The sequence below is a fragment of the Streptomyces spororaveus genome (assembly GCF_016755875.1).
Taxonomy (GTDB): Bacteria; Actinomycetota; Actinomycetes; order Streptomycetales; family Streptomycetaceae; genus Streptomyces; species Streptomyces spororaveus.
Genome location: NZ_BNED01000005.1, coordinates 1,438,688 through 1,463,910 on the forward strand (window position 1 = coordinate 1,438,688; position 25,223 = coordinate 1,463,910).

Annotated in this window: 20 protein-coding genes and 3 pseudogenes; 13 read left to right on the forward strand and 10 right to left on the reverse strand. The window is 72.9% G+C overall.

Going from position 1 to position 25,223, the window contains the following annotated elements:
- Position 1: 1 nt before the first annotated feature.
- The 5 genes from Sspor_RS09320 to Sspor_RS09340 form a co-directional block, all read right to left on the reverse strand.
- Complete coding sequence (locus tag Sspor_RS09320; RefSeq protein ID WP_202198619.1) at positions 2 to 1,123, reverse strand: IS630 family transposase; 1,122 nt, start codon at positions 1,121 to 1,123, stop codon at positions 2 to 4.
- 79 nt (positions 1,124 to 1,202) lie between these two features.
- A complete protein-coding gene (locus tag Sspor_RS09325) occupies positions 1,203 to 1,955 on the reverse strand; it encodes an anti-sigma factor (RefSeq protein WP_202198620.1) in 753 nt (250 codons plus the stop codon).
- Positions 1,952 to 2,566: an ECF RNA polymerase sigma factor SigK gene (gene sigK, locus Sspor_RS09330; protein ID WP_202198621.1), complete on the reverse strand. Its 615-nt coding sequence runs from the start codon at positions 2,564 to 2,566 to the stop codon at positions 1,952 to 1,954. Before sigK ends, Sspor_RS09325 begins: the two co-directional genes overlap by 4 nt.
- Positions 2,567 to 2,680: 114 nt before the next feature.
- A complete protein-coding gene (locus Sspor_RS09335; protein WP_202198622.1) occupies positions 2,681 to 3,100 on the reverse strand; it encodes an ATP-binding protein in 420 nt (139 codons plus the stop codon).
- A gap of 137 nt (positions 3,101 to 3,237) precedes the next feature.
- Positions 3,238 to 3,612, reverse strand: a complete 375-nt coding sequence (locus tag Sspor_RS09340; RefSeq protein ID WP_202198623.1) for a hypothetical protein — start codon at positions 3,610 to 3,612, stop codon at positions 3,238 to 3,240.
- A gap of 395 nt (positions 3,613 to 4,007) precedes the next feature.
- Between Sspor_RS09340 and Sspor_RS09345 the strand changes: the two genes are divergently transcribed.
- The 3 genes from Sspor_RS09345 to Sspor_RS09355 all read left to right on the forward strand — a co-directional run bounded on the left by Sspor_RS09345 (position 4,008) and on the right by Sspor_RS09355 (position 7,437).
- Positions 4,008 to 5,090: a hypothetical protein gene (locus Sspor_RS09345; protein WP_202198624.1), complete on the forward strand. Its 1,083-nt coding sequence runs from the start codon at positions 4,008 to 4,010 to the stop codon at positions 5,088 to 5,090.
- A gap of 50 nt (positions 5,091 to 5,140) precedes the next feature.
- Positions 5,141 to 6,943 carry an Ig-like domain-containing protein gene (locus Sspor_RS09350; protein ID WP_202198625.1) on the forward strand — a complete coding sequence of 601 codons (1,803 nt, stop codon included), beginning with the start codon at positions 5,141 to 5,143 and terminating at the stop codon, positions 6,941 to 6,943.
- 95 nt (positions 6,944 to 7,038) lie between these two features.
- Entirely contained in the window at positions 7,039 to 7,437 is a 399-nt protein-coding gene (locus Sspor_RS09355) for a TOBE domain-containing protein (RefSeq protein WP_202198626.1), read from the forward strand.
- An 18-nt stretch (positions 7,438 to 7,455) separates the two neighbouring features.
- On the opposite strand, the gene Sspor_RS09360 is transcribed toward Sspor_RS09355, so the two are convergent.
- Positions 7,456 to 8,925: a PucR family transcriptional regulator gene (locus tag Sspor_RS09360; RefSeq protein ID WP_202198627.1), complete on the reverse strand. Its 1,470-nt coding sequence runs from the start codon at positions 8,923 to 8,925 to the stop codon at positions 7,456 to 7,458.
- A gap of 226 nt (positions 8,926 to 9,151) precedes the next feature.
- Here Sspor_RS09360 and Sspor_RS09365 point away from each other — a divergent pair, with 226 nt between their 5' ends.
- From Sspor_RS09365 to Sspor_RS09375, 3 genes and pseudogenes are all read left to right on the forward strand, one after another.
- Positions 9,152 to 9,976: an FAD binding domain-containing protein gene (locus tag Sspor_RS09365; RefSeq protein WP_202198628.1), complete on the forward strand. Its 825-nt coding sequence runs from the start codon at positions 9,152 to 9,154 to the stop codon at positions 9,974 to 9,976.
- A pseudogene (locus Sspor_RS09370) lies at positions 9,973 to 12,775 on the forward strand (molybdopterin-dependent oxidoreductase). Before Sspor_RS09365 ends, Sspor_RS09370 begins: the two are co-directional and overlap by 4 nt.
- 22 nt (positions 12,776 to 12,797) lie before the next feature.
- Positions 12,798 to 13,219: pseudogene (locus Sspor_RS09375) on the forward strand (molybdopterin-dependent oxidoreductase).
- A 28-nt stretch (positions 13,220 to 13,247) separates the two neighbouring features.
- On the opposite strand, the gene Sspor_RS09380 reads toward Sspor_RS09375, so the two are convergent.
- On the reverse strand, positions 13,248 to 13,667 hold the full coding sequence (locus tag Sspor_RS09380; protein WP_202198629.1) for a TOBE domain-containing protein: 420 nt from the start codon (positions 13,665 to 13,667) through the stop codon (positions 13,248 to 13,250).
- Between the two features lie 152 nt (positions 13,668 to 13,819).
- Here Sspor_RS09380 and Sspor_RS09385 point away from each other — a divergent pair, with 152 nt between their 5' ends.
- The 4 genes from Sspor_RS09385 (at position 13,820) to Sspor_RS09400 (ending at position 16,935) form a co-directional block, all read left to right on the forward strand.
- On the forward strand, positions 13,820 to 14,476 hold the full coding sequence (locus tag Sspor_RS09385; protein ID WP_202198630.1) for a DUF2278 family protein: 657 nt from the start codon (positions 13,820 to 13,822) through the stop codon (positions 14,474 to 14,476).
- 190 nt (positions 14,477 to 14,666) lie between these two features.
- Complete coding sequence (locus tag Sspor_RS09390) at positions 14,667 to 15,302, forward strand: metal ABC transporter ATP-binding protein (protein ID WP_202198631.1); 636 nt, start codon at positions 14,667 to 14,669, stop codon at positions 15,300 to 15,302.
- Positions 15,299 to 16,165 (forward strand): metal ABC transporter permease, encoded by an 867-nt coding sequence (locus tag Sspor_RS09395; RefSeq protein WP_202198632.1) that lies wholly within the window; start codon positions 15,299 to 15,301, stop codon positions 16,163 to 16,165. Before Sspor_RS09390 ends, Sspor_RS09395 begins: the two co-directional genes overlap by 4 nt.
- On the forward strand, positions 16,123 to 16,935 hold the full coding sequence (locus tag Sspor_RS09400) for a metal ABC transporter solute-binding protein, Zn/Mn family (protein ID WP_202198633.1): 813 nt from the start codon (positions 16,123 to 16,125) through the stop codon (positions 16,933 to 16,935). Before Sspor_RS09395 ends, Sspor_RS09400 begins: the two co-directional genes overlap by 43 nt.
- Before the next feature lie 186 nt (positions 16,936 to 17,121).
- Here Sspor_RS09400 and Sspor_RS09405 read toward each other — a convergent pair whose 3' ends face one another.
- Together Sspor_RS09405 and Sspor_RS09410 are read right to left on the reverse strand one after the other, a co-directional pair.
- Entirely contained in the window at positions 17,122 to 18,798 is a 1,677-nt protein-coding gene (locus tag Sspor_RS09405; RefSeq protein WP_202198634.1) for a class I adenylate-forming enzyme family protein, read from the reverse strand.
- Positions 18,795 to 20,591: a CoA transferase gene (locus tag Sspor_RS09410; RefSeq protein WP_202198635.1), complete on the reverse strand. Its 1,797-nt coding sequence runs from the start codon at positions 20,589 to 20,591 to the stop codon at positions 18,795 to 18,797. Before Sspor_RS09410 ends, Sspor_RS09405 begins: the two co-directional genes overlap by 4 nt.
- Positions 20,592 to 20,745: 154 nt before the next feature.
- On the opposite strand from Sspor_RS09410, the gene Sspor_RS09415 reads away from it, so the two are divergent.
- The 3 genes and pseudogenes from Sspor_RS09415 to Sspor_RS09425 form a co-directional block, all read left to right on the forward strand.
- Positions 20,746 to 21,957 carry an acyl-CoA dehydrogenase family protein gene (locus Sspor_RS09415; RefSeq protein WP_237403771.1) on the forward strand — a complete coding sequence of 404 codons (1,212 nt, stop codon included), beginning with the start codon at positions 20,746 to 20,748 and terminating at the stop codon, positions 21,955 to 21,957.
- A gap of 162 nt (positions 21,958 to 22,119) precedes the next feature.
- Positions 22,120 to 23,163, forward strand: coding sequence for a hypothetical protein (locus tag Sspor_RS09420; RefSeq protein ID WP_372499798.1), 1,044 nt, complete (start codon positions 22,120 to 22,122; stop codon positions 23,161 to 23,163).
- Between the two features lie 952 nt (positions 23,164 to 24,115).
- Positions 24,116 to 24,778: pseudogene (locus tag Sspor_RS09425) on the forward strand (alpha/beta hydrolase); the annotation flags it as partial.
- Positions 24,779 to 24,805: 27 nt separating this feature from the next.
- Here Sspor_RS09425 and Sspor_RS09430 read toward each other — a convergent pair.
- On the reverse strand, positions 24,806 to 25,204 hold the full coding sequence (locus Sspor_RS09430; protein ID WP_202198637.1) for a VOC family protein: 399 nt from the start codon (positions 25,202 to 25,204) through the stop codon (positions 24,806 to 24,808).
- Positions 25,205 to 25,223: the final 19 nt, after the last annotated feature.

A 25,223-nucleotide genomic window follows, 5' to 3' on the forward strand; every position in this document is an offset into this window, starting at 1 on the left:
ATCAGGCTGCAGCAGCGGGGGATCGTCCTCCCCACCGGATGCCCTTCTCGCTGCGGATTCGGGCGCGTTCGCGTCGCTGGGCGGCGAGGACGTCGGGGTGGCGGGCGTTCTTGTTGCGCCAGCGCAGGTAGGAGTGAAGGACTCTGGTCTGGGTGGTGTGATTGGGGTGGTGGGAGTTGGCGAGGGTGAACTGACGGAGTGGTCCAAAATGGGCTTCGATGGGGTTGGCCCAGGACGCGTAGGTCGGGGTGAAGCACAGCTCGACCTTGTTGTTCGCCGCCCACCTGCGGATTCTCCAGTTGAGGTGGGCGGAGAGGTTGTCGAGGATCACGTAGATGGGGGCGCCGTCGGGGCGGGCGGCCCGGGTCGTTCTCAATGCGGCCCAGGTGTGGTCGATGCCCTTGCGGCGGCGGTTGATCCCCCACATCTGGTCATCGCCGACCGAGTAGCAGCCGTGGAAGTAGGTGATGCCGTGGGTGCGGCGGTAGGTCGCCGGAAGGCGGTTGGGGTAGCCCTTCTCAGCCCAGCAGGAGCCGGCAGTGGGGCGGATGCCCAGCGGGCCGAACTCGTCGAACGCGAACGTGCGGTCCGGCCGTTCGTTGATCGCGTACTCGATCTGGTCCAGCTTGGCGTCGAAGTCGGGGTCCGGGGATTCCTTCCAGGTCTTCGTGCGCTGGAAGGTGATCCCGCGGCGGGCCGGTAAGCACCGCAGGGCTTCGCGGCCGATCCGGACGGGCCTGGCTATGTTGCGTCGCAGGTGATCGGCGAGCTTGCGGATGGACCAGCGGGTGAAGGGCTTGCCGACCTGGGTCGGGCGGGTAGTGGCCGTCTGGATGACGAAGTCCTCGTCGTCAGGACTGAGCAGGCGGGGACGGCCTCCCGCCCAACGAGGGTCCAGGCATGCGAGCCCGATCTCGTTGAAACGATGAATCACGTCACGAACGGTGTCCTCGTCCGCTTGGACGAGCCTTGCGATGACCGGGACGGTGCTGCCGCCGGCCGAGGCCAGGAGCATCATCGCCCGCCGAAACCGTACCGAGCTGGTACTGCCCCGCCGGACCAAGTGCTGGAGTTTCTGGCCCTCCTGCTCGGTCAGCCTGCGAACCCGAACTGGTTGCGCCATCCCGCCTCCCCATGCTGGTTGGAGAACTCATTTCCAACCAGCACAACGAGCAACCCGGCGAACCTTCCCGGTCACAGCACTAGGCGGGCAGATCCATCAGGAGCAGGGGCTCCGTGGTGGGTTGCGGGGATCCTCCGGCGGGTTCGAGGGTGAGGCCGATCGCGCCCGCGCCCGCGGTGTCGCCGTCGATGAGGACGGTGCCGTCCCGGTGGACGAGACCGGCCGGACGCATGGTGCCGTCGTGCTCCAGCCACAGCTGGTAGGTCGTGCCGGGGACGGGTGCGGGCAGCCCGCCGGCGGTGAAGACCGCCTTGTCGCGCAGGGCCGAGGAGACGACCGTGGCGGAGGCTCCGTTGCTGGTGCGGCCGTGGGCCGCGCGGGCGTCCGGAGCGGCCAGGACCGAGCTGACGTCGTCGAGGTGCTGCTCGATCTGCCGGGCCTGCTGTTCGTAGTGGCGGCTCTCCTGGCTCTGCCAGGCGGCCAGGCCCGCGAACAGGGCCGCGGCGGTCACGCTCGCGGCCACGACGAACAGGCCGGCCTTGCGGCGAAGGCCGCCGCGCGAGCGGACCGGGGAAAGGGTCGTGGAGCCCCTGGGCGGGAGTTGGCGCACTCCGTCGACGGCCGCCAGGGTCCGCGTCTTCATGGAGGCGGGCGGCGGCTGGGCCACGGCGGAGGCCAGCCGGGCGGCGGTGGCCTGGAACTCGGCCACCTCCAGGCGGCACTCCTCGCACCGGGAGAGGTGATCGGTGCACAGCTCGCGTTCGCCGGTGTCCAGGGCGTCCAGCGCGTAGGCGGCGGCGAGGGCGTGGCTGTCGGACGGGCGCCGGTTCATGTGGTCACCCCCATGCAGTCGCGGAGCCGGATCAGTCCGTCGCGCAGGCGCGTCTTGACGGTGGGAAGCGGCGTGTGGAGGACTTCGGCGACCTCGCGGTAGGTCAGACCCTGGTAGTAGGCCATGGTCACCGCCTGGCGCTGGAGTTCGGTGAGGCCGCGCAGGCAACGGCGGACCTGTTCGCTGTCCAGGCGGGTCTCCACCTGCTCGGCCACCTCGTCGAACGCCGTCCGGTGCTCCCGGGCGGCCTGCGCGTGTTCCCGGTCGGCGGACGCCTGGGCGGAGCGGACCCGGTCCACGGCTCTCCGGTGGGCGATGGTGGCGGCCCAGGTGGTGACACTGCCGGAGTCGGGCCGGTAGCGGGCGGCCTGCCGCCACAGGTCGATCATGACCTCCTGGGCGACCTCCTCGGACTGGGCCCGGTCGCGTACGACCTTGATCACGATCCCGAAGACCAGGGGGGCGAGGGCGTCGTACAGCACGGAGAACGCCTCCTTGTCGCCGTGGGCGACCTGCCGCATGACGTCCGGGAGCCCGGTGCGGTCGGTGCGGTCGGTGCGGTCGGTGCGGCCTTCGGTGGGGTCGGGACCGAAGGGGCTCGTCCATCGCATGGTGGTCCTCGGGGGATGGGTCTGAAGGTCCTTCGTAGCGGACGCGCGTACGGACGGGAGGGCGTTCGCGGTCCGGGAGGGCGCGCGGTTCCCTCGTTCGAGGGAACCGCCGGGTCAGCTGTCCCGCCAGGTGATCACTGCGATGACCTGCTTGCCGCGGGGTGAGCGGCTGACGAAGAGGTCCGCGCCGAGGGCCCGGACGATCTGCAGCCCGCGCCCCCGGGTGGTGAGCGCCCCGTGCCCGTCGCCCCGCTGGGGCAGGGAGAGCGAGCCGTCGCTGACGCAGATGCCCGCCCGGCCGCTGTCCAGGCTGATCGTGAGCGCGTACGGGGGCAGGGCGTGCCGGACCGCATTGGTGGCGAGCTCGGAGGCGATCAGCAGGATGTCGCAGGCGGCTTCCTGCGGGCAGCGCACGGGGTGCAGGGCCAGGGTGCGCGCGGCGGTGCGGCGGGCTTCCCCGGCGGCCTGCGGTCCTGACGGCAGTGGGTGGTGCACGGTCCTGGGCCGCGCCGGGCTTGCGATTGCGGTGTCCATGACTGGTCCTCGCTGTGCGAGTGGCCCCGACGGATCCGGATCGAACCGGACCGGGGCCGGGAGCGGGCGGGTTCCGGGGCGGTGACCCCGGAACCCTGTGTGCCGGGCCGGCGCTACGGCGCTACGGCTCTACGGCGCTACCACTTGTTGTGGCAGTTCCAGTGGCCGGGCGTCCAGTGCTTCGCATGGCCCTTGCCCCACCAGCCGTCGTGCCAGTTTCCGTGGTGGTCGCGCCAGCCCTGGTGCCAGGTGCCGTGCTGCCACTTGGTTTCCCAGTGGCCCTTCACCCAGGTGCACCGCTCATGGCGGTCCCACCGGTTGTGGCCGTCGTGGCGGTCCTGACGGTGGTCGCGGTCACGGTCGCGGTCACTAGTGAGCGTCGAGCTCACCGTGGCGGACGCCGCCGGGGCGGCGTTCGCGGTGCCGGCGAGGCCCAGCAGCGACCCGCCGGCCAGCAGCCCGGCGGACGCGGCCCCGACGAGCACACGCCGTGTGCGCAGCGAACCGGTCATCGCACCCACCTCCTTCCCTTCCTCGGACAGTCGCTTCAGCGGCCCCTCCAACCTCAGGAGCCTCACCAGGGATTCGCCACGAACAGGGTGAGGGATTGGAAAAACATCATGAGCGGACAAAGCCCTCTGACGCACACGCGACCTTCAGCCACCGACCAGTACCGCATTTGCTAGGTGAAATCATCAGATCCGCCTTACCTGCCGCCTTATCTGACTGATACATTCCGCAGGCGCAATCCGCACGCCCCACCCCGTCACGGCTGTCCACGACCTGGTTCGACGCCGTGCCGAGCACCTCGGTCGGACCGAAGTCCCGAGAACCGCAACGGATGCGTCGGAGGCCGTGCGGCCATGGCCGCCTCCGGCCGAGATCCACCTCCGAAGGGGAATTACTGATGCGCAAGACGTTTCTTCCGCGGCGCCCGGCCGCCCGAAAGGCACTGGTCGTGGGGGCCCTGCTGGCCCTGGCCGTACCGGGGATCGCGTACGCCAACACGGTCGGCGTGACCGTGAAGACCCCGGGCGCCACCATGGGGCCCGGCTCCGCCTTCTCCGAGATATCCACCAGCGCCGCCTGCAGCAGCGGCCTGATCTCCGGGGGCGGGATCAACCAGGCCATCGGCACCGGCACCTCGTCGAACGGCAACAAGATCAACGGCACCTCGCCGAGCCCCGACGGCAGCACCGAGTACACCGGATCCACCGGCGTGGTCGGCACCGATGTGGCCTACTGGCTCGGCATCGGCGGCAGCGGTGGCGCGGTGAACGCCTCCTTCTCCAGCACGCCGTACGCCATGTGCTTCACCAGCAGCCTGATCAACCACACCCAGGTGGTCATGAACAAGATCGCCGGCCCCACCACCAGCGGGACGGTCGGCCTGGTCACCGCGAGCTGCCCGGCCGGCACCCGCCTGATCGGCGGAGGCGCCCGCATCACCCCGGCGAGCGTCGGCAGCCTCAAGCCCATCGCGAGCTTCCCCACTTTCAACGACTCCGCCCATGCCTTCGGCCAGAAGGCCGCGGCCGACGGCGAGAACAACCCCGACTCCTGGACCGCGGTCGGCTGGAACGGTGGCGGCGGCAACAGCGGCAACACCACCTACGCCTACGCGATCTGCAGCGGCAACAACATCGACATCAGCGGCGCCACCGTCAAGGTCCGCCACAGCGAGGTGAGCGGCCCGACCGCGGCGACCAGCGGCCAGACGGTCACGGCCGGCTGCGGCGGCAACGACGGAAAGCTGGTCGCCGGCGGCGCCGCGATCAGCGGTGGCAACGTCACGACCACCAACTTCACCGGACCCGGCTCCGTCGGCGACCACCTCAACGGCAGCTACCCCAGCACCTCCGGCGGCACCCCGGTCGGCGACGGAACCACCACCGCCGCCTCCTGGACGGCCGTGACCCACACCGGCGGGGTCAGCTCGCCGGGCACCTACTCCGACGCGTGGGCGCTCTGCGCCGACGACGGCGTCTGAACCGCCGGCAGCCGACCACCATCTCCCAAGTACTCTCGTTTGGACCCTCGTTGAGCATTTTCAGATCCAAGACAGCAGTGGCGGCCGGCGTGACCGGTCTGCTGGCAGCCGTACTGGCGGCCGTCCCGGCGACCGCCGATCCGGCCGCGGCGCCGACGCCCTGCGGTGCGGGCGGCACGTTCACCGCCTCCCCTCCGACCTGCACCTACACGGCGGTCGGCACGGACGCCTTCACCGTCCCCGAAGGCGTCAGCGCGGTCACCGTCGACGTGTTCGGAGCCGAGGGCGGCAGCGCGGCCGGCTTCGTCGCCCCCAACCCGCCCAACGAGGGGGCGCCCGGCGGACTCGGCGGCGAGACCCGCGCGACCCTCGCCGTGAGCGCCGGCCAGAACCTCCAGATCACCGTGGGCGGAGCCGGCAGCCCCGGCAGTTCACGGCACGGCGAGTACGCCCGGCCCGGCGGCACCGGCCACGGGGCCGGCGGCGGAGGTGCGCACGGCGGGGGCGGCTCCGGCGGCGGCGCCACCGACGTACGCACCGGCGCCTTCGGCCCGGCCGACCGGATCCTCGTCGCAGGCGGCGGCGGGGGCGCGGGCAACGGCGGACCCCTGCTGCGCGGCGGCAACGGCGGCGGCCCGGCCGGTGAGCCCGGCGGCCACGGCGGCGGCCCGGAGGGATCCGGTGTCGGAGGCGGAGGCGCGACGCAGACCGCGCACGGCACCGGCATCCGCACCTCCCCCCTCGGCGGCCCCGGAATCCCCGGGGGCGACATCGACCCCAACACCGGGCAGCCCAACCCGGGCAGCGGCGGCCCCGGCGGCAACGGAGCTCGCGGCGGCAACGGCGGCGGAGGCGGGGGCGGCGGCTACTTCGGCGGCGGAGGCGGCTCCGGCGGTGGAAACCCGGACAACCTGTACGGGGCCGGCGGCGGGGGCGGCAGCGGCTTCGCGACGCCCTCGGCCACCGGCGTCTCGCTCCTGCCGGGCGTGAACCGCGGCGACGGGAAGGCGGTCGTCTCCTTCCGGTACGGGACCTCGCTCACCGTGGCCACGGACACGGCCGCACCGCTGTTCGGGCACCCCGTGACCCTCGTCGCGACCGCCGCCCCGGCGAATCCGGCCGCGGGCCCGGTGGACGGGACGGTCACCTTCTTCGACGGGACGACGGCGCTGGCGACCGTGCCGCTCGACGGCGGGCAGGCCCGGCTGCGCACGGCCGCGTTCCGGCCCGGCTCCCACGCGATCACCGCGACGTACGGCGGGGACGCGAGCCACACGCCGAGTGCGACGGCGGGACCGTCCGCCGTCACGGTCGGTTTCAGCCTGCCGTGCATCACGACGGCACGCGCCGGCGCCCTGACGGTGGCCGCCGGGCAGGCCCTCTGCATCGCTCCGGGCGGCAGCCAGACGGGCCCGGTCACGGTGGCGCCGGGCGGATCCCTGGCGATCACGGACGCCCGGGTCACGGGCCCCGTGTCCGCCGAAGGCGCCCTGGCCGTCGCCCTCTGCGGCTCGCGCCTCACCGGCCCCGTCTCCGTCACGAAGAGCACCGGCCAGGTCCTGGCCGGCTCGGACGAGGAGTCGGCCACCTGCGGCGGCAACACCTTCCAGGGCCCGCTGACCCTCGAAGGCAACACCGGCGGCCTCCAGGCCTCGGCCAACACGGTCACCGGCCCGGTACGGATCGACGGCAACAGCGGCAGCGGACCGCTGCCCGGCACGGACGTCCCGGCGTTCCGCGCCAACCGGGTCACCGGACCGCTGCGTTGCGAGGGCAACGCACCGGAACTGGTGCACACGGGCACCGTCGTCCAGGGCCCCCGGTCCGGCCAGTGCCGCCCGGACACCCCCTGACGGGTGTCCGCGGCCGATGCCACGAGGCGCCCGGGACGCTCCGTCCCGGGCGCCTCGCCGTTCGGGGCCGGAGCGGCACCGCCTATGCTGCGGGCGTGCCGTCGTACTCCGTGGGCCTCGCCGCCCGACTGCTGCGCGTGAGCCCCGAAACCGTCCGCCGGTGGACCGAGACGGGCCGGCTGCCCGCCGACCGCGCCGCGGACGGTTCCCGGGCCGTCGACGGCGTGGTCCTCGCCGCCTTCGCCGAGGAACGCGCGGCCGGAATGCACCCGTTGCCGCCGGGCACCGCCGCGACCTCCGTACGGAACTCCTTCGCCGGGATCGTCACCGCGGTACGGCTCGACGACGTGGCCGCCCAGGTGGAGATCCAGTCGGGGCCGCACCACGTGGTGTCCGTGGTGACCCGGGAGTCGGTCGAACAGCTCGGCATCACCGTCGGCTCGACCGTCACGGCCCGGGTCAAGTCCACCGAGGTCCACATCGAACTGCCGTAGGACCGGACCGGTGCCCGGTCATCCGCAGCGCAGGGCCGCGTAGAGGTCCAGCTTGTGGTCGAGGCGTGACAGGTCGCGTCCCGTCAGCACCTCCACCCGCTCGATCCGGTAGTGCACGGTGTTCACGTGCAGGTGGAGCGCCTCCGCCGTGCGGGCCCAGGAGCAGTTGTTGGCCAGGAAGACCTCCAGCGTCTCCCGCAGCATCCCGTCCCCGAGCGCCCCCAGGATCCGCGCCCGGTACACGCTCCGCACCTCCGGCGGAATTCCGGCCATCAGCTCTCCGAGGGTGTCGAGCTGCTCGACCCCGCGCACCGGGACCGCCTCGTCGGCCGAGGTGAGCGCGAACCGGGCCTGGCTGAGCGAGGCGCGCAGCGCCTCCAGTCCCTCGGCCCGCGTGCCGAGGCCGAGCCGGAGCTCGGGCTGCGGTTCCCCGCACCGCTGGAGCATCGGCCACACCGCGCGGAGCGCGCCCGCCGCGTCGGTCGCCGAGTCCGGGTCCTCGTACAGCACCGCCACCGACCGCCCCACCGCGTACACGGCGTTCTCCAGGTGGCGCAGGCCCTCGGCCAGAGCGTCGCCCGAGGTCGCCGCCAGAACCCGGTACGTCCCTCCCACGGGCAGCCCGGCGCCCGCGAGCGCCTCCTCCAGGGCTCCGGAGTCGGCCGGGGTGGAGCCCGCGGGCGTCCCCTCCAGCACGCCGACCAGCTCCTGTCCGGCCAGCCGCTCCGCGGCGAGCCGGCGGGTCTGCGCGCCGCAGCTCTGGGCCAGGACCTCGGCGATCTCGTGGAGGACCCGCGGGGGCGCCGCGTCCGGGTCGGGCACGTGCAGCTGCCAGGCGTCGTACGGGGAGCTCTCGGTCTCGATGCGCAGCCAGACCCCGCCGCGCGCGGAGGCGGCCGACGCCTGCCGGGCGGGCAGCTCGGGCGCGGACGGCGTACGGGCGACCGTGCGGCCGCTGGCGGTCAGCAGGTAGCAGGACACCCGGCCGAGGTGCGCGCACGCCCGGTCGAGGAGTTCCTCCGGGCCGGCCCCGGCCTCCACGAGCCGGCTCAGCTCGGCGCGCACGTTCTCGGGGAGTGCGAACAGCCGCGTCGGGCGGCGGCTCAGGTCGCCCCACTGGCGCAGGTACACGGCCTCGGTCACCGCCCGGAAGCTGGTGCGCGCGGGGACGGCCACGAGCGGTACCCGGTGGCTCCGGCACGCGTCGACGACTTCGTCGGGGACCCTGCCGTGGGTCTCCTCCCCCGCCAGCAGCGCCGTGGCTCCGGCGTCGGCGAGCGCGCCGACGAAGCGGTCCGCCTTGCCCGCGTCGCCCTCGGCCCACCACACCAGCCCGCTCAGCACGAGCTCCCCGGGTCCCAGGAAGCGGCCGGGCTCCTCCAGGTCGGTGGCGGTGACGCCGGCGACCTCCTGGCCGAGAAGGGCTTCCTCGCCCCAGAGCAGGCTGAGGCCGAGGCTGTCGAGCTGGAGCAGGTCGAGGACGTGCATGGCGGGGACTCCTTGCGGCGGGCGGATGCCCACATTCGCGAGGTGAATAGAGGCTGAGCCATCGTAAATGCCAGGTGAAGCACCCGGTATACCTCTTGGTTGATCCTCCAGGAGGGAGGGTTGCGGGCTCGTCCGATTCCGTGGCCGGGACCAGTCGTCCCGCACCCGGTCCCGTTGCTTCACTGGCTGAAACCCCCTGTCAGGCCGGAAAGGCTGGTGGCGCGAATTGGATCTCAACACGGTGCTCGACGTGCGCGACGCGCGCCGCCGCGAACCCTGGCGTCCCGGCGACGCCTGGCTCGGCGGCGGCACGTACCTCTTCTCCGAGCCGCAGCCGCACCTCCGCCGCCTCGTCGACCTCTCCCGCATGGGCTGGCCGCCCCTGTCCTGGCAGCCCGACGGCTCCCTCGACATCGCCGCGACCTGCACGATCACCGAGCTCTCGCGGTTCGGCCGGACCCTGCCGACGACGGCCGCCCCGCTCTTCGAGCAGTGCTGCCGGGCGTTCCTGGCCAGTTTCAAGATCTGGAACATGGCGACCGTCGGCGGGAACCTCTGCAACGGCCTGCCCGCCGGTCCGATGGTCTCGCTCACGGCTGGCCTCGACGGCACCGTCTTCCTCCAGGGCCAGGACGGCGCCACCCGCCGGATGCCCGTCACCGAGTTCATCCTCGGCGCCGGCGTGAAGGACCTGCGCGAGGGTGAGCTGCTGCGGTCCGTGCGCCTGCCTCCGAACGCGATGAACTTCCGCACGGCCTTCCGCCAGGCGTCCCTCTACGGACTCGGGCGCTCCGGCGCGCTGGTCATCGGCGCCTGCGACCCCGCCGACGGCTCCCTCGCCGTGACGGTCTCCGCCGCCACCACCCGCCCCTTCCGTTTCTGGTTCGCGCTCCCGCCCACGGCCGCGGAACTGCGCGAGGCGATCGACGGCGCCGTCCGGCCCGACGAGTGGTACGACGACATCCACGGGCTGCCCGCATGGCGGCGCCACATGGCCCTGCGCCTGGCCGAGGAGATCCGCCGCGAGCTCACCACAGAGGACCACCGATGACGTACGAGATCGAGATCAACGAGCGGCGTTTCGACACCGCGCCGCGGGCCGGCCAGTGCCTGCGCACCTATCTGCGCGAGCGCGGCTGGTTCGGCGTGAAGAAGGGCTGCGACCAGGGCGACTGCGGGGCCTGCACGGTCCACGTCGACGGACAGCCGGTGCACAGCTGCCTCTACCCGGCCGTCCGCGCCGAGGGCCGGTCCGTCACCACCGTGGAGGGCCTCGCCCGCTCCGGCGGCGAACTCCACCCGGCGCAGCAGCAGTTCCTGGACGCCCAGGGCTTCCAGTGCGGCTTCTGCACCGCCGGTTTCCTGATGACGACCGCCGCCCTCCAGGCGGAGGAGGGCACCGCCCACGACGACGGCAAGCTCCAGGACCTGCCGCGCGCCTTCAAGGGCAACATCTGCCGCTGTACGGGATACCGCGCCATCGAGGACGCCGTGCGCGGGGTCAGGCACACCGAGGACCCGGAGCCCGGGCAGGCCGTGGGCAGGTCCCTGGGCGCCCCCGCCGGGCCCCTCGTGGTCACCGGCACCGCCCGCTACACCTTCGACGTCGAGGTGCCCGGGCTGCTGCACATGAAGCTGCTGCGCTCCCCGCACCCGCACGCCCGCATCGTCGACATCGACATCAGGGACGCGCTCCAGGTGCCGGGCGTGCACGCGGTCCTCACCCACCACGACTCCCCCGACCGGCTGTACTCGTCCGCCCGTCACGAGCACCCCACCGAGGACCCGATGGACACCCGCGTCCTGGACGACGTGGTGCGCTTCGTCGGGCAGCGCGTGGCGGCCGTCGTCGCCGACAGCGAGCAGGCCGCCGAGGAGGGCTGCCGGCGCGTGGTCGTCACGTACGAGGAGCTGCCGTACGTGATCGACCCGGAGGAGGCCATGCTGCCCGGTGCGCCGGTCCTGCACCCCAAGGGGCCGGAATCGGGGATCTTCCGTGCCGGGAACAACGTGTGCGGCGAGGTCCACAACACGCTCGGCGACATGGCGAAGGGCTACGCGGAGGCGGACGTCGTCTACGAGGAGACCTTCCAGACCCAGCGTGTGCAGCACGCCAGTCTGGAGACCCACGGCAGCGTCGCCTACTTCGAACCCAGGGAGGAGGGCGACGGCGAGCGCATCACCGTCCGGCTCCTCCACGCAGGCGCCGTTCCTGACCAGGCGGGCGCTGTGCGCCCTCTACGACCTGAACGAGGACGAGGTCCGTGTCGTCGCGGGCCGCGTGGGCGGCGGGTTCGGCGGCAAGCAGGAGATGCTGACCGAGGACATCGTGGTCCTCGCCGCCCTGAAGCTGCGCCGGCCGGTGAAACTCGAGTTCACCCGGGCCGAGCAGTTCTACGGGGCCACCACCCGCCACCCCTTCAAGATCACCATCAAGATCGGGGCCAGGGCCGACGGCACCCTCACCGCGCTGCGCATCCGCGTGGTCTCCAACACCGGCGCCTACGGCAACCACGGCCCGGCCGTCATGTTCCACAGCGTGGGCGAGTCCTTCGCCGTCTACAAGGCACCGAACAAGGAGGTCGAGGCGTACTCCGTCTACACCAACGGCGTCCCGGCCGGCGCCTTCCGCGGCTACGGACTGGGCCAGGTGCTCTTCGCCCTCGAATCGGCGATGGACGAACTCGCCCTCCGGCTCGGCATGGACCCGCTCGAACTGCGCGAGAAGAACGTCATCGGCGCCGGCGACCACCTGGTGACCCCGATCGGCCACGAGGAGGACCTGTTCATCGCCTCGTACGGGATGAAGCAGTGCATGGACGTGGTGCGCAAGGCCATCGCCGAGGACCGCAGCCACGAGGACGTCCCCGAGGGCTGGCTCACCGGCACGGGATCGGCGGTCGCCATGATCGCGACCGGGCCGCCCGGCGGCCACTTCGCCGACGCCCGCGTCAGCCTGCTCCGCGACGGTACGTACGACATCGCGGTCGGCACGGCGGAGTTCGGCAACGGCACGACCACCGTCCACAAGCAGATCACGGCCGGTGCGCTGAACACGACGGTGGACCGGATCGCGGTCCGCCAGTCGGACACGGACGTCGTCCGCCACGACACCGGCGCCTTCGGCTCGGCCGGCACGGTGGTCGCGGGCAAGGCGGTGATGCTGGCGGCGAACTCGCTCGCGGAGCGCCTGCTGACCTTCGCCGCCCGGCACACGGGCGTGGCCCGGCACCTGTGCAGGCTGGGTCCCGAGGCCCTCGACTGCGCGGGCCGGACCGTCAGCCTGAAGGAGCTGTACGAGGCCGCGTACGACAAGGGCAGGCTGGAGGAGATGGCCGCGGACGGCCACTGGACCGGCTCCCCGCGCTCGGTCGCCTTCAACGCGCAGTGGTTCCGTCTGGCGGTCGACCCGGACACCGGCGAGATGAAGATCCTGCGCAGTGTGCACGCGGCGGACGCCGGCAAGGTCATGAACCCGATGCAGTGCCGCGGCCAGGTGGAGGGCGGCGTGGCGCAGGCGCTGGGCGCGACCCTCTTCGAGACGGTACGGGTGGACGAGCGCGGCGAGGTCACCACGGCGGCGTTCCGCCGCTACCGGCTCCCGCAGTACGCGGACGTCCCGCGCACGGAGGTCCACTTCATGGAGACCTCGGACGCGATCGGCCCGCTCGGCGCCAAGTCCATGAGCGAGAGCCCCTTCAACCCGGTGGGCCCGGCCTTCGCCAACGCCCTGCGGGACGCGACCGGGGTGCGGTTCACCGAGATGCCGGTGACGAGGGATGTCGCCTGGCAGAAGATGCAAGCCGCGAGGGAGCAGCAGGGCTCATATGCGACTTACATAGTGAGATGAGGGTGGCAGATACGTTTCCTGGATGACGGGATCTGGGAATCCGGCTCGTATGGCCAAACTCATGCTGCACGGAGACCTCGACCGCCCGGCCCTGCTCAGCGTCGCCGACCTGCGCGAATGGCAGCAGCACCGGGCCAAGGTGGTGTTCGGCTGCGTGACGTGGTCGCGAGCGCGGGGCCGGCCTTCGACGCCCGGCGCCGCAAGGACCGGTCGCGCTTCCTGCTGGCGGTCAGCGGCGGGGACGGCCACCACAGCGTCCTCGCCTGGGCCGAGCTGGACGCCGACTTCGGGGGCAGTCCGGTGCTGCTGGCCACCCGCCTGGACGGGGAGGACCTGGACGAGTCCGGGGCCCAGTTGGTGGTCCCCTCCGACCGGTGCGGGGCGCGCTACGTCAGCGCGGTCACGCACGTGTGGTTCGGCGCCCTGGCTGCGCCGGGGATCTGAGCGCGGTGCCGGACGGTGCCGGACCGTGTCAGACGGTGGCGAGGGAGATCTCGGTCGACTTGATCAGCGCCACGACGGAGGAGCCGGGGGCCAGGCCCAGCTCCTGGACGCCGCCGGCGGTGACGGCCGCCGTCAGCCCGCCCCCGTTCACGTTGACGTTCACGGCGGCCATGGCCGGGCCGACGGCGATGTCGGCCACCGTGCCCGTGATCTGGTTACGGATGGAGATGTTCTCGACCGGAGCGGTGGCCAGGGCCACCTCGGTGGCCTTGACCAGCGCCTTCACCGCGGAGCCGGAGGTGATGCGGAGGGCCTTGACCGCTTCGGCGGTGATGGCGGCGGTGATCTCCTGGCCGCCGTCCAGACGGACCTTGACGGTCGCCATGGCCTCGCCGACGGTGACGGCGGTGACGGTGCCCGCGAGCTGGTTGCGGATGCTGAGACTCATGAAGCTTCGACCTCTTGCGTAGGCGCCTCGCGCGGTCCGAGGGGGCCGCACGGGACCGACCGTAGGGCCACCCGGTCCGGTCCGCGCCGATCCCTCTCGTGCCCGCGTGCCAGAACCACCCGACCGGCTTGCCCGGTGCTTCACTGGGGACCATGCCATTCGACCGCTACGGCGTGCTGGCCGGAACCCTGCACAAGCACTTCCGCGACACCCCCGACTCGGAGGGCGCCTGGTTCCACGTCAACCTCCGGGTCGACGCCCCGGACGGGCGGTACAAGTGCGCCGTCGACGTGGACAGCCACGACTCGGCCACCGGCGTGCAGTGGAAGGCGTTCACCGTGGACGCGTCGGCGCTCGGCCCGGTGGCCGCGCTGCCGCCCGGGTTCCACGACCTCGACCGCGCGCCGGGGACCGGAGCACTCGACTACATCCGGCATCCGGCCCTGCTCAGGCGCCAGGACTGGCCCGGGTGGCTGCCCGGCCCGCTGCGCGACCTCCTCGACCGGCTGGTGAAGTCGTCCCCGCCCTGGACCTCGGGCTCCAATCTCGAAGCCGCCGGCGCCTTCGAGCCGATCCTCGGCGTCGGACGGCCGATCCTGGTCTTCGGCGAGCCGTTCGACGCCGGGCTGGGCGTCCACAACGTCCACCAGAACCAGGGCGACGCGTACGGCAGTCAGTGGTGGCCGGAGAACGGCATCTGGCAGGACGGAGCGACCATGACCCGCCGCCCCGACGGCCGTTACGACGTGTTCCTGAACAAGTTCTCCGGCCAGAAGGACCACACGGACGCCGACGGCCACCCGGTCTGAACGGTCTGCACGGTCCGTCCGAGCCGTCGCAGCGGTCTGAACCGGCCGGTGTCCACTCGCGGTCCGGGCCTGTGGTCCGGGCCCCGCGGAAATCCGCCCCGGTCCGCCGGGAACCCCGGGCTCCCCCCGTCCGACTACTCCCGAGTGGAGGGCGGATCCTCGCCTTCCCGCGCTGCGGAGGAGGCGTGTGATGGGCGGGCTCGATGTGCGCATGCGGGAGGTCGTGTGCCGGCACGGCCGGGTGGAGGCCGTCTCCGACGTCGATCTGGAGATCGCCGCCGGTGAACGCGTGGCCCTGACCGGTACCAACGGCTCGGGCAAGACGACGCTGCTGCGCGCCGTCCTCGGTCTGCACCGTCAGACGACGGGCTCGATCCGGGTCGGCGGCCGGGAGGGCCGCTCGCCCGCCGAGTGGGCCTGGCGGCGCCGGGCCTGCGCCTGGATCCCGCAGAAGCCGGCCGCCGGCCGCTTCCCCCTGCTCGGAGCCGAACTGCTGGCAGGGAGCAACGCGCCGGCGGAGGCGGCCGAGGCCGCGGAGCGGCTCGGTGTGGCTCCGCTCGTCGGGCGGCCCCTGCACACCCTCTCCGGCGGCCAGCTGCAGCGGATGTACCTGGCGAGGGCGATCGGATGCATCGCCGCGGGGGCCGAGTTGCTCCTGGCCGACGAGCCCACCGCCGCCCTCGACTTCGACGGGCAGTCGGAAGCGGCGGACGTCCTCACCTCCCTGCCGGTGACCCTCATCGTGGTGACGCACGACCGGGCGCTGGCGGACCGCTGCGACCGCGTACTGGAGATGGCCGCGGGCCACCTGCGGGAGGTCCGGTGAACCTGGCCACCGCCGACCTCGGCGAACTCCTTCAACTGCTGCCGGTGCAACGGGCCGGCGTGGCCCTGCTGCTGGCCGCGATCGGCCTGCCCGTCATCGGTGTGGTCATCGTCGGCCTCGACATCATGCCGGTGCGGTTCGCGATGATGCACGTGGCCCTGCTGGGCATCGCCGTCGGGCTGCTCACCGGACTCGACCCCATGCTGTGCGCGCTGGTGGCGTGCGCGCTGGCCGGTGCGGGCGTGGCCCCGCTCGCCCGGACCCCGGACGGCCTGTCGGGGGCGATGGGCCTGCTGATGAGCCTGGCCATCGCGGCGGCGCTGCTGCTGCTGGCCGTGTCGGGGGTCAACGCCTCTGGCGCTTTCGCCCTGTTGTGGGGGTCGATCCTGTCGGTCGGCTCGGCCGACCTCGTCGTCCTGGGCGTCCTGGCCGTCGTCGTACCGGGCCTCTTCTGGTGGCGGCGGCGCGAGATCGGCCTGCTGCTGTACGACCGTGAGCTCGCCCAGTGTTCCGGCGTACCGGTGCGGGCGCTGACAGCCGCACTGCTGGTGCTGGTCGCCATCGCAGTCGCCGGGGCGATCAAACTGACCGGCGCTCTGCTCGTCGACGCACTGACCCTGCTGCCCGCACTCGCCGCGCGCCGCCTGGGCGGCTCACTGAAGTCGATCACCCTCTGGGCGGTCGGCATCGGCGTGGCGGTGAACCTGACGGGGTTCCTGCTGGCCCTGTGGCTGGACTGGCCGCCCGGTCCGGTCCTCGTCCTGACCGCGGGGGCACTGGTCCTCGCGGTGCATTTCATACCCGAACGGAGAATCAGCTCATGGCGCGCACCCGCGTCCGTATCCCTTCCCTCCTCGCACTGAGCGCGGCACTCTGCCTGACCGCCGCCTGCGGGAACACCCCCTCACCCCAGGACGCGAAGTCCGAGGACGGCCCGCGGCCGAAGGCCGGAAAGCCGGTCGTGGTCGTCACCACCACCTGGGAGGGCGCCTTCGCGAAGGCCGCGGGCGCCGAGGACGTCAAGGTGATCGTGCCGCAGTCCGTGCACCACGCCCCGGACTACGACCCCAAGCCGTCGGACCTCGCCGCCGTGGCCAAGGCCGACTTCGTGCTGTACGCGCCCTTCGAGCCGTACGCCGCGAAGATCAAGGAGGCCGCGGGCTCCAAGGCGAAGCTGGTCGAGGTGAACCTCGACAACGACCCGGAGAAGGCCGCGGCCGAAGTCAGCAGGCTGGGCGGGCTCTTCGGCACCGAGGACGCCGCCACGCGGTGGAAGGCGGGCTTCGACACCGAGTACACGAAGCTGAACAAGGAGGTCCAGGCGGGCTGGCCCGGCGGCCGCAGCCCGTCGGTGGTGACCCAGGTCTTCACCGCGTGGTCGGCGAAGCTCGCGGGCGCCACCCCGGTGGGCACGTACGGGCCCGAGGCCGTGACCCCGGCGCAGCTGGCCGAACTCGCGGCGAAGAAGCCGGAGCTGGTACTGGACAACGCGCACATGTCCACCGGCACGGTGCTGCCCGACTCCGGCGCCAAGCAGGTGAAGATCGTCAACTATCCGGGTGAGGACCTGGACCTGCTGGCGGTCTACCGCAACGCCGCGGCCGAACTGAAGAAGGCCATGGGCGCGTCCTGACGGGCCGCCCCCGAGCAGCCCCGCGGAAACCGGCCGGTGCCGGGTGTACCGGCTCCCCCTCCGCGGGGCGCTCCGCCGGCCCGCGCCTCTGGTCCGGGACCGGGATCAGCGGCCCGGCCCGGGTGGGCGGGCTTCGTCCGTGCGGCGGGGCCCGGCGGCGGGAAGCTGCCGCCGGGCCCCGTCCCCTCAGCCCGCCTGTGCGAGCGGCGGGGGCGTCGTGGCGGTCGCCGCGAGGCGCTCGCGCAGGGCCGCGCGGTCCGGTTTGCCGGCCGCGGTCAGGGGGAGTTCGGCGAGCAGGAGCAGCCGCTCGGGGTGCTTGCCCCGTTCCAGCCCGCGCCGGGTGAGGTGGACGCCGAGCGAGGCGAGCGTGAGGGGCTGCCCGCCGCGCGGCACCACGCAGGCCGCCAGCCGCTCCCCCATCAGCGGGTCCGGGACGCCGACGCAGGCCACGTCCCGCACCTGGGGGTGCGCGGTGAGTTCGCGTTCCACCTCCGCCGGGCTGATGTTGGCACCGCCGCGGATGACGATGTCCTTCAGGCGGCCGACGATGTGCAGGACGTTGTCGGAGTCCAGGTATCCGAGGTCACCGGTGCGGACCCAGCCGTCGGGCGTACGGTAGCGGGCGTCCAGGTCGGGCGCGCCCACGTAGCACAGCGGGGTCATCGGTCCGCGCGAGACGATCTCGCCGACGGCGCCGTCCGGCAGCGGTGCGTGCGTGTCGGGGTCGGCGATGCGGATCTCGGCGACCCGGGGGTCGGGATGGCCGGCGACGACCCCGGACCCGTCGGTGGGCGGCACCGTGGTGCCGAGCCCGGTGTGGCAGTTGACGCCGTCCGCGGAGCCGTAGAGGTTCACCACGGGACAGCCGAAGGCCTTGGCCGCGGCGGCCGCGGTGGTCTCGTCGAGCGGCGCCCCGCCGAGGACCAGCGCGGTGGGGGCGGGCAGCTCCTCCTCCGTCCCGTCGAGGCGTTCGAGCATCATGCGGACCATGGTGGGCACGCCGAGGATGTGCGTCGGGTGGTGTTCGCGTACCGCCGCGATCGCCGCTTCGGGGGTGAAGTGGTCGAGCAGGACGAGCGTGCCGCCGTGCCGGGCGAGGGTGACGGCGGTGCCGTTGGACCCGAAGGCGGAGGCCAGGGGTACGAGGAAGAGGCAGCTCGGCGGGGTGCGGTCCGGGATGAGGGAGGCGAGGAAGTTCCCGCGTCCGCCGGCCAGCGCGTTGTGCGAGTACGCGATCATCTTCGGCTCGGCCTCGGAGCCGGAGGACACGAGGATGCGGGCCGCGCTGTCGGGGTCGGGGCGGGCGGGGACGAATCCGCTGGGGTCGGAGCGCAGCAGCGCGGACAGCTGAATCGTTCCTTCAGGCGCGGCTCCGGGCCCGGCGGCGATGACGTGGCGCAGCGCCGGGAGCGCCCCGGCGAGCGTGCTCAGATCCGCCGCGTGACGGAAGTCCCGGTGCTCGGTGGCCGCTATGACGGCGACGGCCTCGGCGCGGCGCAGCAGGCACTCGGCTTCGAGGACGCCCCGGCCCACCGGGAACGGGAGCGCGATCGCGCCGAGCGCGGCGAGCGCGAGATCGGCGATGACGGCGAAGCGGTTGCTGGGGAGTTGTACGCCGACCACGTCGCCCGGGCCGATCCCGAGTTCCCGCAGGCCGGTGGCCAGACATCGGACCTTGCGGTCCAGCGCGGTGTAGCAGAGCTTTCCCTTGGCGTCGATGACGGCCGTGCGGTGCAGGTCGGCGATCTGCCGGGCCCGGAAGAGGCTGTAGAGGTCGAGGTCGGGGCAGGTCCCGTCGACCACCCAGGACCGGCGGAGTTCGGCGGGCAGCAGGTCGTGCAGTACGAGCCTGTGGGCGGTCATGCGAAGCTCCAGGGGTCGGGGACTGCGGGGGCGCCGTGCGCGTCCCGGCTGATCGAGCCGGTGAAGCGCGGATCGTGGTGCAGGTCGGACAGCTCGGTGGTGACCGCGGTGGCGGTCAGCCCGTGCTCGTGCAGCCGGGCGACGGCCTCGGCGGTGGGCAGGCCGCTCAGGTCGTGGGCGGCCGCGGCGCACGCATCGGAGTCGGTGGGGGCGAGCCAGCCGTCCGCCGTCGGCCGCGGGAGCCGGAATCCGGCCGGTTGCCGGGGGTTCTCGCCACGGGCCGCGCGGCGCAGGGCCGGCGCGGTCAGCGTGTCGGCCGCGCCGAGCAGGGAGGAGTCCACCCGTACGCCGTGGCCGGTGCGTTCGCGCAGCAGCAGACCGGCGAGGACCGCCTCGGCGCCGATCAGTCCGCCCAGTACGTCGAGCAGGGTCATCAGCGAGGGCGCCGGGGTCTCGCCCTCGGGGCGGACGGCCTCACCGACGCCCGTACGGGCCTGGACCATGAAGTCGGTACCCATGGGGGCGTCCCCGATCCGGTCGGCCCAGCCGCTGGTGTACGCGTAGACGAGCGCGGGATTGACCCGTGCGAGGTCCTCGGAGTCGAGGCCGAGCTCGGCGGCCTTGCCCGGAGCCCAGTTGTGCAGGAAGACGTCGGCCCCGGCCGCCAGCTCGCGCAGCCGGCGGCGGTCCGCCTCCCTCTTGATGTCGATCTCGACGGCCCGCTTGCCCCGGTTGAGGGCGAGCCAGCGCGCCGAGATCCCGGAGCAGGCCGGGGGCATGCCGCGCAGCGGGTCGCCGCCCGGCGGTTCGATCCGGATCACGTCGGCGCCGAGGAGCCCGAGCAGATGCGCCGCGAGCGGTGCCTGGATGCGGCGGCCCGCCTCCAGCACGGTCAGCCCGGCCAGCGGCCCGCCGGAGTGTGCCGCTCCCGGCAGCCGGTGCGACCTGGCGGTGAGACGTCCGGTGGCCGTCGGTGCCAGGGACCAGGGGGCGGCGCCCTCGTGCTCGGCGGCCCGTTCGGCGAGCGGGCGCAGGGCGCACACCTCGGTGCCGTAGGCGGCCGCGGCCCGGCGGATCCGCTCCCAGGTGTGGGACCGGGCGGTGAGGTGGAGGGCTGCCGGGAAGGGGGCACAGGCGGTGGCGTAGCGGAACTGGAAGGGCCGCCAGCCGGCTCTCAGGGCCTCGGCCGGCGCCTCCAGCGCCTTCCAGAAGGCCGCCCAGGCGCCCGGATCGAGCGTCTCCAGTTCGAAGAGGACGCCGTCGGCGGAGGTGAACGGGGGTCCTCCGGGAGCGAGTTCGGCGGCCTCTCCCTCGTCGGCCCCGGCGGCGGCGAGGTACTGGGAGACCGCGAGCAGACCGGCGCGGTCCGCACCGGTGGTGACCGCGCGCGCGGAGCCGCCGCGGGCCTGGCCCACGAGAGCCGCGAGCAGCCCCTGTACGGCCAGGACTCCGGTCGCGGTGGCCGCGTAGTCGACGGCGAGGCCGCGCGGGCTGCCGTCGCGCCGGCCGTGCACGGCCATGATGCCGGTGGCGGCCTGGACCGTGGCCTCGTCGGCGAGCCCGCTCGCGGGGTCCGCCCAGGTGACGGTCGCGTGCGCCGGGTCGAAACCGCCGCCGACGAGCGTGGTGCCGCCGGTACCGGGGGTGCCGGTGGTGCCGGTGGACGCCTCGCCCTGCGCGCCGAGCAGCCGCAGGTGGTCGGCGACGACGCTCGCGATCTGCGGGGGCCCCGAGGTGTCGAAGCGCAGTGTGTCGAGCGGCCGGACCGTCTGCGTGGTTGCTGGTGACGCCATGCCTCTCCTCTCCTGGCGCGGCGGTGGCCGGCGCCCGGGACTTGCCGAATCTGGGGAACCCGGGAGCGTCCGCACCCGACCAGTTCCACGGACAGGGAGTCGGGCGGCCGTTCCCGCGAGTTCCCGCGAGTTCCCGGGCATGAGGAGGAAAGAAGTGACGGATTCAGGCACGGACCACACCTCGGTCAGACAACAGGACGCCGAGGGCCATGAGTTGAGGGACCGCATCGACCGGTTCGTCCGCACCCGGGTGATCCCCCGGGAGGCCGTACTGGACGGGGGTGGACCCGCTGCGGCCCAGACGCTGGCCGAACTGCGCGGCCGGGCACAGGCCGAGGGCCTGTGGGCGCTGCCCCTGCCCGTGGAACTGGGCGGCGGCGGCCTGGGGTTGCGGGCGTACGCCGCGACGGCCGAGGCGGAGGGGGCCAGTGAACACGGCCCGGCCGCGCTGGGATCCGCCCCGCTGCTCGACGTGACGATGCTGGCTCGGCACGGTGGGCCAGCGGTCCGCGAGGCGTACCTGAAAGCCCTGGTCGCCGGGGAGATACGGACCTGCTACGCCATGACCGAGCCGGACGTGCCCGGCACCGACCCCTTCCGGACCGGTACCCGGGCCGAGCGCGGGCCGGACGGCGGCTGGATCGTCACCGGCCGCAAGTGGTTCACCTCGGGAGCCGCGGGCGCCGACCTGGTGACGGTCATGGCCCGCACCCACGGCGGCGACGGTGACCGCGAGGGGCTGACGTTGCTGCTCGTACCCACCGCCTCGGCAGGCTTCCGCGTCGTACGCGAACTCCCCGTCCTCGGCGCGGGCGGCCAGTACGAGATCGAACTCGACCGGGTCCGGGTCCCCGCCGACCACGTCCTCGGCGAGCCCGGAGACGCGCTCGCCATCGCCGGTGAGCGGCTGCAGCTCGGCCGCACCCTGCGCTGCCTGCGGTGGCTCGGCCAGGCCCAGCGCGCCTTCGACCTCATGTGCGAGCGGGCCGCCACGCGCAGCGGGTCCCGCGGGCCCCTCGCCGACCAGCAGCTGGTCCAGAGCCACGTCTTCGACGCCCTGCTCGCCCTGCGCACCACCCGCCCCCTGGTGCACGAGGCGGTGGCTCTGATCGACGCCGGGCGCGACGCGCGTACGGAGGTGGGGCTCGCCAAGGTCGCGGCCGCGCGGATGCTCCAGCAGGTCACGGACTCCGCCATCCAGATCCATGGCGCCGCAGGACTCGGCCCGGACACCCCGCTGCCCGGACTCTTCCGCACCGGCCGAGCGGCCCGCATCCTCGACGGCCCGGACGAGCTGCACATCACCTCCGTGGCCCGCCGGATCCTGCGCGACCACCCACGCCCCGGCGTCGCCCCGGAGGCTTAGGAGGTGTGCGGCGTGATGTCATGGACGGTCCCGGACGAGTGACCGGGCCGTGGAGGACTCCCGCGGGCGCGTCGGCCGAGACGATTCCCGGTGGGTCGTTCCGGGGAGAGCCGCCGCGGAGCGGTCCGACCGCTGTCGGAGGGCCCTGGCAGCATCGGTGTCATGACCTTGATCCGTACCACCCCGCCGCGGCCGGTCGACGTCACGGCGGTCTTCCCCCAACTCGCCGCACTGGCACGCCCGGCGACCCGGTTGCACCCCCGTCCGGGCGCGCCGACGCCCTGCGACAGCTCGATCGGCGGGCCCTTGCTGTGGCCCGCCGACGAGCCGTGGCCGCACTGCGACGCCGGGCACGAGGGAGGCAGCCACTCGCTGGCCGCGATACGGGTGGAGCAGAGCGTGCGGGCGAGAGTGGCGGCGCACCCGGCGGGGACACCCGGTGTTCGCGACCACACGCCGCAGGAGCGGGCGGTCCTGGAGCAGATCGACTGGGACGCCGAGCAGCCCGACGGCCCGGTCCCCATGCTGCCCGTGGCCCAGTTGTACGTGCGTGACGTCCCCGTGCTGCGCCCGCCCGGTGAGGCCGATCTGCTCCAGGTGCTGTGGTGCCCCCTCGACCACCCGGAGATGTACATGCCCAGGACCGCGGTGTTCTGGCGGTCCGCGGCCGACGTCACCGACATCCTCGCCTCACCCCCGGAACCACTCGACGTGGGGATGGAGGAATACGTGCCCGAGCCGTGCGTGCTCGCGCCGGAGCAGATCACCGAGTACCCCAACTCCCTGGAGCTGAGCGAGGAGCTGCGAGGGCAACTGGGAGACTGGAGCAGGTGGCAGGCGGCCGGCGCCGGCCTGGACAGCTCCTGGGCTCCGTACCCGACGTCGTTCTACCGCAGCGATCTCTCCGTCGCCCCCGGCTGGAAGGCCGGCGGCTGGCCCCAGTGGGGCTACACCGATCCCGCCCCCCGGCAGTGCCCCGCCTGCGACACCGCGATGGAACCGCTGCTGAGCATCGACACGTTCGAATGGGATGACGGGACCCGCAGCTGGATCCCGTACGAGGACCGGGCCGCCGAGTTCTCGGGCGACGACCGCCACCACGACATGTGGCGACCGACCAGGGTCCAGATAGGCAGCGGCTACAAACAGCAGCTCTACGTCTGCCCGGCGGCGCCGGAGCATCCCCACATCGAGCTGATGCAGTAGCCGTTCGGACGGCGGTCGGGTGGCCCGGAGCCCGCCCGACCCGGGACCGGCTCCGGCTGCTCGCGGTCGGCGGCGCCTTCGCCGTGCCCGCCGTCATCGCCGACGCGCTGAACGAACGTCGTCACCGCCGTGGTGCTCACGGTGTACGGACGCGCCACCGCGGACACAGCCTGTTCCGGTCGCGCAATGACCGCTCACAGCTCCGGGAACGGCAGGGTGTCGTCCATCACCTGCAGCAACTTCCGAGCAGGCGCCGCCTCTTCCGGCCGTACGGCGGTGGCGACACCCTCGATGACTGACCATGCTTCCCAGCAGGTCCAGCAACTCGGCCTTGCACGCCATGTGCGGGGACCCGACCAGTTCGAGAAGGAACGGGACCGTGGGGGCTGTCGCCTCGCCAACGACGAACCCCAGCGCACAGATGGCATCCCCCAGGTCATCGATGGCGATGCGGGCCGTGTCCTCATCCCCATGGGCGATCCGGGACAGCAGAGGGGGAATGCCGCCGGCCGCAGCCCCCGTCCCGTCGCGCAGCTCTCCCCAGCGGACCCGGGAGACGTTCCTCAACAGACTTCCCACGCCGTGCTCCTCAGCAGATTCTCGTCCCCACCCTTGCGCCGATCAGTCCGTCGGGCAGAGCCTCGTCCTCCAACAACGCGCTCAGCGCGGAGGCGTGTGCGGCGAAGGCGGGCCCTGACTGCTTCGCGTTCCGGGTGATCGCAGTCGTTCCCGAAGAGCAGCACCATCCGCCTGCCCCCGCCCCCTGCTACCCCACATCGCCCCGAACCGTGCCCGCAGGACGGAACTCTCCCCGCGGCGGGGGTCGAACGCAAGCAGCAAGTCCAGCAGCTGACACCCCCGGCCCGGGGGCAGTGACACACCTGCCCCGCACCGGATGACGGGACAGCTCTTAAGCTCACTGGTCTGGTGTCGATCCGAGGAGGTGGCCGAGTTGGCCGCGGTGGTGCTGGTTCACGGTCTGTATCACCGTCCTGAGCACTTCGCCGTGCCGGCGCAACGGTTGCGGACGGCGGGAGTCGAGGTCGTCGTTCCCGAGCTCCACCGGGGCTCACTGCCCGCTGACACACACGCCGTCCAGGCCGCCGTCGACGCACTGCCGGAGCCCCCGCTCGTTCTCGGCCACTCCTACGGAGGGTCGGTGATCACAGGGGTCCGCGGAGCGGGGCACCTGGTCTATCTGGCCGCCTTCGTGCCGGACACCGGCGAGAGCGCGGCCGGGCTGGGCGGTGCGTCCCCGCAGCTCCGGGACGCGATCATCCCCGAGCCCGACGGTGCGACCAGCCTCCACCCCGACCTGGCCATCGACACCCTCTACGGCGACTGCCCCGAACCCCTCGCCACCCGTGCGGTCGGCCTACTGCGTGCGCAAGCCCCCGGCTGCGGACGAGGAGTCCCGGAACACCACAGCTGGAAACACACCCCCTCCACCTACGTCGTCTGCGCACAAGACCGGGCCATCGACCCGGGCGTCCAGCGGAAGATGGCCCGGCGCTGCACTCACGTGCGCGAGTGGCGGACGGGCCACTCCCCGTTCGTGGGGCAGCCCGATCTCATCGTGGACCTCCTGCTGGAACTGCTCCCCAGCCTCCGTGGGCTTCCGCGTGAGCGGCCGCGCGTGGCGTCAGCGGGCGAACTTTTCGATGGCCGCCGGGGTGACGGGGGTGAAGAAGTTGACGAGGTTGCCGTCGGGGTCGCGGAACAGCAGCGACCGGTTGCCCCAGGGCATCGTGGTGGGCTCGTTGACGAAGTCGGTGACGAAACCGGTCAGGTTCTGGTGAACGCGGTCCACGTCGTCGACGAGGAACTCGGTGATCACGCTGTGATTGTCCGCCGGGCGGGCAGAGCCCGGGGCGAACAGCGGGACGGTGCGGGTGCCGGCGATCGCGAGGGTGGCGCCCGCGGTCCGGAGTTCGGCGAAGTCCTCGGTGGCCCACGTCGCCCGCGCCCCTGTGGCTCGCTCGTAGAAGTCGACGAGGCGTGCGACGTCGCTGGTGATGATGCGGATCGAGACGAAGTCCATGGGAATCTCCTTGGCTGTG

Bases quoted from the DNA above. Each gene is read 5' to 3' on its own strand.
- Sspor_RS09320 (WP_202198619.1), bottom strand. From the start codon at position 1,123: ATGGCGCAACCAGTTCGGGTTCGCAGGCTGACCGAGCAGGAGGGCCAG.
- Sspor_RS09325 (WP_202198620.1), bottom strand. From the start codon at position 1,955: ATGAACCGGCGCCCGTCCGACAGCCACGCCCTCGCCGCCGCCTACGCG.
- sigK (WP_202198621.1), bottom strand. From the start codon at position 2,566: ATGCGATGGACGAGCCCCTTCGGTCCCGACCCCACCGAAGGCCGCACC.
- Sspor_RS09335 (WP_202198622.1), bottom strand. From the start codon at position 3,100: ATGGACACCGCAATCGCAAGCCCGGCGCGGCCCAGGACCGTGCACCAC.
- Sspor_RS09340 (WP_202198623.1), bottom strand. From the start codon at position 3,612: ATGACCGGTTCGCTGCGCACACGGCGTGTGCTCGTCGGGGCCGCGTCC.
- Sspor_RS09345 (WP_202198624.1), top strand. From the start codon at position 4,008: ATGCGCAAGACGTTTCTTCCGCGGCGCCCGGCCGCCCGAAAGGCACTG.
- Sspor_RS09360 (WP_202198627.1), bottom strand. From the start codon at position 8,925: ATGCACGTCCTCGACCTGCTCCAGCTCGACAGCCTCGGCCTCAGCCTG.
- Sspor_RS09380 (WP_202198629.1), bottom strand. From the start codon at position 13,667: ATGAGTCTCAGCATCCGCAACCAGCTCGCGGGCACCGTCACCGCCGTC.
- Sspor_RS09385 (WP_202198630.1), top strand. From the start codon at position 13,820: ATGCCATTCGACCGCTACGGCGTGCTGGCCGGAACCCTGCACAAGCAC.
- Sspor_RS09390 (WP_202198631.1), top strand. From the start codon at position 14,667: ATGGGCGGGCTCGATGTGCGCATGCGGGAGGTCGTGTGCCGGCACGGC.
- Sspor_RS09400 (WP_202198633.1), top strand. From the start codon at position 16,123: ATGGCGCGCACCCGCGTCCGTATCCCTTCCCTCCTCGCACTGAGCGCG.
- Sspor_RS09405 (WP_202198634.1), bottom strand. From the start codon at position 18,798: ATGACCGCCCACAGGCTCGTACTGCACGACCTGCTGCCCGCCGAACTC.
- Sspor_RS09410 (WP_202198635.1), bottom strand. From the start codon at position 20,591: ATGGCGTCACCAGCAACCACGCAGACGGTCCGGCCGCTCGACACACTG.
- Sspor_RS09420 (WP_372499798.1), top strand. From the start codon at position 22,120: ATGACCTTGATCCGTACCACCCCGCCGCGGCCGGTCGACGTCACGGCG.
- Sspor_RS09430 (WP_202198637.1), bottom strand. From the start codon at position 25,204: ATGGACTTCGTCTCGATCCGCATCATCACCAGCGACGTCGCACGCCTC.